Raw genomic sequence first — 5,843 nt, 5'->3', positions numbered from 1 at the left:
GTTCATTCAAGCTGTGTATCTGTTGAGGGAAGAGTATTGGTTGCTCTTTGCTTGTTGTTGGTTGGCTGATGGTGCCTGTTGAGGGTGTTGTTGGTTGGCTGGTAGCGGGGGGAAGGGTGGCCGGATGGGTTTAAGTTGGTGTTTTTTGAGTGGGTTGGGATTGGGTTGATGTGTGTTTGTCTGGTGCCTGAGAGGGTGTTGGATGGATGCTTTGATGAACCTGAGAGTTTGATCCTGGCTCAGAGCGAACGCTGGCGGCATGCTTAACACATGCAAGTCGCACGGTCCTTTCGGGGGCAGTGGCGGACGGGTGAGGAACGCGTAGGGATGTGTCCAGGGGTGGGGGATAACGTTGGGAAACTGACGCTAATACCGCATGTGATCTGAGGATCAAAGCCTTCGGGCGCCTTTGGAGCAACCTGCGTCCGATTAGGTAGTTGGTGGGGTAATGGCCTACCAAGCCTGCGATCGGTAGCTGGTCTGAGAGGACGACCAGCCACACTGGGACTGAGACACGGCCCAGACTCCTACGGGAGGCAGCAGTGGGGAATATTGGACAATGGGCGCAAGCCTGATCCAGCAATGCCGCGTGGATGAAGAAGGTCTTCGGATTGTAAAGTCCTTTCGACGGGGACGATGATGACGGTACCCGTAGAAGAAGCCCCGGCTAACTTCGTGCCAGCAGCCGCGGTAATACGAAGGGGGCTAGCGTTGCTCGGAATTACTGGGCGTAAAGGGCGCGTAGGCGGCTCTGTAAGTCAGGCGTGAAATTCCCGGGCTCAACCTGGGGACTGCGCTTGAGACTGTGGGGCTTGAGGATGGAAGAGGGTCGTGGAATTCCCAGTGTAGAGGTGAAATTCGTAGATATTGGGAAGAACACCGGTGGCGAAGGCGGCGACCTGGTCCATTACTGACGCTGAGGCGCGACAGCGTGGGGAGCAAACAGGATTAGATACCCTGGTAGTCCACGCCGTAAACGATGTGCGCTGAATGTTGGGGTTCTTAGAATCTCAGTGTTGTAGCTAACGCGGTAAGCGCACCGCCTGGGGAGTACGGCCGCAAGGTTGAAACTCAAAGGAATTGACGGGGGCCCGCACAAGCGGTGGAGCATGTGGTTTAATTCGAAGCAACGCGCAGAACCTTACCAGCTCTTGACATGGTCAGGACCGGTTCAGAGATGGACCTTCCCCGCAAGGGGCCTGATGCACAGGTGCTGCATGGCTGTCGTCAGCTCGTGTCGTGAGATGTTGGGTTAAGTCCCGCAACGAGCGCAACCCTCGCCTTTAGTTGCCAGCACGTCTGGGTGGGCACTCTAGAGGAACTGCCGGTGACAAGCCGGAGGAAGGTGGGGATGACGTCAAGTCCTCATGGCCCTTATGGGCTGGGCTACACACGTGCTACAATGGCGGTGACAGAGGGAAGCGAGGTAGTGATGCCAAGCCGATCCCGAAAAGCCGTCTCAGTTCAGATCGTACCCTGCAACTCGGGTACGTGAAGGTGGAATCGCTAGTAATCGCGGATCAGCACGCCGCGGTGAATACGTTCCCGGGCCTTGTACACACCGCCCGTCACACCATGGGAGTTGGTTCTACCTTAAGTGGCTGCGCTAACCGCAAGGAGGCAGGTCACCACGGTAGGGTCAGCGACTGGGGTGAAGTCGTAACAAGGTAGCCGTAGGGGAACCTGCGGCTGGATCACCTCCTTTCAAGGATGCGTCATGGGGTGAGGGGCTTCGGCCTCTCGGCTGTGATGCTCCGAAAATAGATGCCTGATGTCGATCACGCCTGGATGTCCTGTGCGATCTCGGATGAGGTTGTTGCGGGTGTCTGGGCCGGGACACTGACTTCCATCCGGCTGCCCCTCCCTCCGCCTGTTGCAGCGCCTGGCGTGCGACCCTTGGGTTGCGCGCTGGTTGGTGCTGCGCGGGTATGACAGGTGTGGGGGCCAGTAGCTCAGTTGGTTAGAGCACACGCTTGATAAGCGTGGGGTCGGAGGTTCAAGTCCTCCCTGGCCCATTTTTGCTTTCGGCCTTTGGCCGCAAGGAAAAATCCGCCGGAGGCGGTGATGAGCGACCTGCGCGGCACTGCCGCGCAGCGCGGCGTGCGGCCTGGTGCAACACCGGTCGCTGCCCGTTGGCTTTGGAAGCTTTCGGTTGCTCTAGCTTGATGGTTTCAGGGGGCTTAGCTCAGCTGGTAGAGCACCTGCTTTGCAAGCAGGGGGTCATCGGTTCGAATCCGTTAGCCTCCATTTTGCTTTCGTCTTGGCGAAAGCAAGATCCGCCGTGGGCGGAGCGGAGCGCGTTGCGCGGCATTGCCGCGCAGTGCGGTCTGCGGGTGGCTAGACCCTTTGTGCGGCAAGGTCGGGTGTTCCTGGCTGTGCTGGTTCCTGGATGCGGCATCATGCGAGAGCGTGGTGCCGGCTTCCCTCGACAGTTTCCTGCCCTGGGCGATGCCTGGAGGTGGGCATGTTCATTCAAGCTGTGAAGAAGATCTGGTGGATGATGATCCGCTGCTGTGGTGGTCCTGGGCGAGAGCCTTGGGTGCCGGGTGGGTGGGGCGTCATCCAGTGTGTGTGTAAATCAGTGTGTGCCGTTGTCGTTCCCTGTGGGGTTTGACTGGGCCTGGTGGGATGAAGGTCTCATCTGGTGCGGTTTGGTCCTGCGCGCGGACGGCGGTGGAATGAGTAGGAGCAAGACAAGGGCGTTCGGTGGATGCCTTGGCGCCAGAAGGCGATGAAGGACGTGGCACGCTGCGAAAAGCCGCGGGGAGATGCGAGCGATCGTTGATCCGCGGATGTCCGAATGGGGAAACCCCTCCGCAAGGAGATCCTATCCTGAATACATAGGGGTGGGAGGCAAACCCGGGGAACTGAAACATCTCAGTACCTGGAGGAAAAGACATCAACAGAGATTCCGCGAGTAGTGGCGAGCGAAAGCGGAGCAGGCCAGTGGTTTATCAGGAAGAAGGCGAGCAACCTGGAAAGGTTGGCCATAGTGGGTGATAGCCCCGTAGCCGTAGTGTTCTGATAGATCCTTGAGTAGGGCGGGGCACGTGAAACCCTGTCTGAACGTAGGGGGACCACCCTCTAAGCCTAAATACTCTCTGGCGACCGATAGTGCACAAGTACCGTGAGGGAAAGGTGAAAAGCACCCCGACGAGGGGAGTGAAATAGACCTGAAACCGAGCGCCTACAAGCAGTCGGAGCCCGCAAGGGTGACGGCGTACCTTTTGTATAATGGGTCCGCGAGTTTCTGTTGGCAGCGAGCTTAAGCCGTTAGGCGTAGGCGCAGCGAAAGCGAGTCTGAACAGGGCGTTCAGTTGCCGGCAGAAGACCCGAAACCTGGTGATCTAGCCATGGACAGGCTGAAGGTGGGGTAACACCTACTGGAGGGCCGAACCCACGCCTGTTGAAAAAGTCGGGGATGATCTGTGGCTAGGGGTGAAAGGCCAATCAAACCGGGAAATAGCTGGTTCTCCGCGAAATCTATTGAGGTAGATCGTCAGGCGGTCACCGTCGGAGGTAGAGCACCGGATGGGCTAGGGGGACCCAAAGTCCTACCAAACCCAACCGAACTCCGAATGCCGATGAGTGCAGCCTGGCAGACAGACAGTGGGTGCTAAGGTCCATTGTCGAGAGGGAAACAGCCCAGACCACCAGCTAAGGCCCCTAATTCGTGGCTAAGTGGGAAAGCATGTGGGACGGCCAAAACAACCAGGAGGTTGGCTTAGAAGCAGCCATCCTTTAAAGAAAGCGTAATAGCTCACTGGTCTAATAGCTGTTCTGCGGCGAAAATGTAACGGGGCTCAAGCCACGAGCCGAAGCTGTGGGTGCATCGTAAGATGCGCGGTAGCGGAGCGTTCCCTAGGCCTGTGAAGCGGTATCCGTGAGGGGCCGTGGAGGTATGGGAAGTGCGAATGCGGACATGAGTAGCGACAAGAAGGGTGAGAAACCCTTCCGCCGAAAATCCAAGGGTTCCTGCGCAAGGCTAATCCGCGCAGGGTGAGCCGGCCCCTAAGGCGAGGGCGAAAGCCGTAGCCGATGGAAACCAGGTGAATATTCCTGGGCCCGTCAGAAGTGACAGCCGTGAAGTGCAGTGATCCCTTATTGGATTGGGGTTGCTGTTGGATCGGCTCGGGAAATAGCTCTGACATATGGACCGTACCCGAAACCGACACAGGTGGATTGGACGAGTATTCCAAGGCGCTTGAGGGAACCATGCTGAAGGAACTAGGCAAATTGCTCGCGTAACTTCGGGATAAGCGAGACCTGGCGGCACGCAAGTGTTGTTGGGTGGCACAGACCAGGGGGTGGCGACTGTTTAGTAAAAACACAGGGCTCTGCGAAATCGAGAGATGACGTATAGGGTCTGACGCCTGCCCGGTGCTGGAAGGTTAAGGGGAGGAGTGCAAGCTCCGAACCGAAGCCCCAGTAAACGGCGGCCGTAACTATAACGGTCCTAAGGTAGCGAAATTCCTTGTCGGGTAAGTTCCGACCTGCACGAATGGCGTAACGACCTCCCCACTGTCTCCAGCATGGGCTCAGCGAAATTGAATTCCCCGTGAAGATGCGGGGTACCCGCGGTCAGACGGAAAGACCCTATGAACCTTTACTGCAGCTTCGCAGTGGCGCCAGGAAGGGACTGTGTAGGATAGGTGGGAGGCTATGAAACCGGGGCGCTAGCTTCGGCGGAGCCAACCTTGAAATACCACCCTGTGCCTTTCTGGCGTCTAACCGAACCCAGTTATCCTGGGTCGGGACCCTGCGTGGTGGGCAGTTTGACTGGGGCGGTCGCCTCCCAAATGGTAACGGAGGCGCGCGATGGTGGGCTCAAGCCGGTCGGACATCGGCTGTTGAGTGCAAAGGCACAAGCCCGCCTGACTGTGAGCGCGACAGCGCGAACAGAGACGAAAGTCGGCCTTAGTGATCCGGTGGTCCCGCGTGGAAGGGCCATCGCTCAACGGATAAAAGGTACTCTAGGGATAACAGGCTGATCTCCCCCAAGAGTCCACATCGACGGGGAGGTTTGGCACCTCGATGTCGGCTCATCGCATCCCGGGGCTGGAGCAGGTCCCAAGGGTTCGGCTGTTCGCCGATTAAAGCGGTACGTGAGCTGGGTTTAGAACGTCGTGAGACAGTTCGGTCCCTATCTGCCGTGGGTGTACGAGACTTGAGAGGATCTGTCCCTAGTACGAGAGGACCGGGATGGACGCACCTCTGGTGAACCAGTTGTCACGCCCGTGGCATGGCTGGGTGGCCAAGTGCGGAATGGATAACCGCTGAAGGCATCTAAGCGGGAAACCAGCCTCAAGACGAGGTCTCGCCGAGGGCCGTGGAAGACCACCACGTTGATAGGCCGCAGGTGCAAGTGGGGTAACCCACTCAGCCGAGCGGTCCTAATCGCCCGATAGCGCTCCAACCAACACCGCCGCACCGGCTCGGGCCTCAAAAACCCAGCGCCGCGCGCAGCACCAAACCGCACAACACCAAACACACACACCCACACCAGATCACACAGCAACACCACATCAGAGATGTTCCGGTGCGGTGGCCCGGTGGCCATCGCGGGGATGATACACCCGATCCCATCCCGAACTCGGACGTGAAACACCCCAGCGCCCATGGTACTGAGCCTCAAGGCTCGGGAGAGTAGGTCGCCGCCGGGCCACCACACCGGAACATCCCTGATCAAACAACACCACCGCGGGGTGGAGCAGCCCGGTAGCTCGTCAGGCTCATAACCTGAAGGTCACAGGTTCAAATCCTGTCCCCGCATCCCCATCACAAACACACCCAGCACAAACCACCGCAGGCCAAACGCCACGCGGCAACCAACCGCGCCCTAC

Annotated in this window: 3 tRNA genes and 3 rRNA genes; all 6 read left to right on the top strand. The window is 58.5% G+C overall.

The features are described from left to right. Window positions 1-216: 216 nt before the first annotated feature. The 6 genes from HEQ75_RS27375 to HEQ75_RS27350 all read left to right on the top strand — a co-directional run bounded on the left by HEQ75_RS27375 (window position 217) and on the right by HEQ75_RS27350 (window position 5,773). Window positions 217-1,705: ribosomal RNA gene (locus tag HEQ75_RS27375) — 16S ribosomal RNA — on the top strand. A 236-nt stretch (window positions 1,706-1,941) separates the two neighbouring features. Next, window positions 1,942-2,015: transfer RNA gene (locus tag HEQ75_RS27370), tRNA-Ile, on the top strand. A gap of 159 nt (window positions 2,016-2,174) precedes the next feature. After that, window positions 2,175-2,247, top strand: a tRNA-Ala gene (locus HEQ75_RS27365). Window positions 2,248-2,683: 436 nt separating this feature from the next. Further along, a 23S ribosomal RNA gene (locus tag HEQ75_RS27360) occupies window positions 2,684-5,418 on the top strand. Window positions 5,419-5,548: 130 nt separating this feature from the next. Further along, window positions 5,549-5,663, top strand: a 5S ribosomal RNA gene (gene rrf, locus HEQ75_RS27355). Together the 16S, 23S and 5S rRNA genes with 3 tRNA genes alongside form the textbook arrangement of a ribosomal RNA operon. 36 nt (window positions 5,664-5,699) lie before the next feature. After that, window positions 5,700-5,773 (top strand) — tRNA-Met (locus HEQ75_RS27350). The last annotated feature ends 70 nt before the right edge of the window (window positions 5,774-5,843 follow it).

Origin of the sequence: Falsiroseomonas selenitidurans (assembly GCF_012103215.1) — a bacterium.
GTDB classification, from domain to species: domain Bacteria; phylum Pseudomonadota; class Alphaproteobacteria; order Acetobacterales; family Acetobacteraceae; genus Falsiroseomonas; species Falsiroseomonas selenitidurans.
Note: the sequence above shows the minus strand (reverse complement) of the source record. Positions and strands in the feature narration are given on the sequence as shown.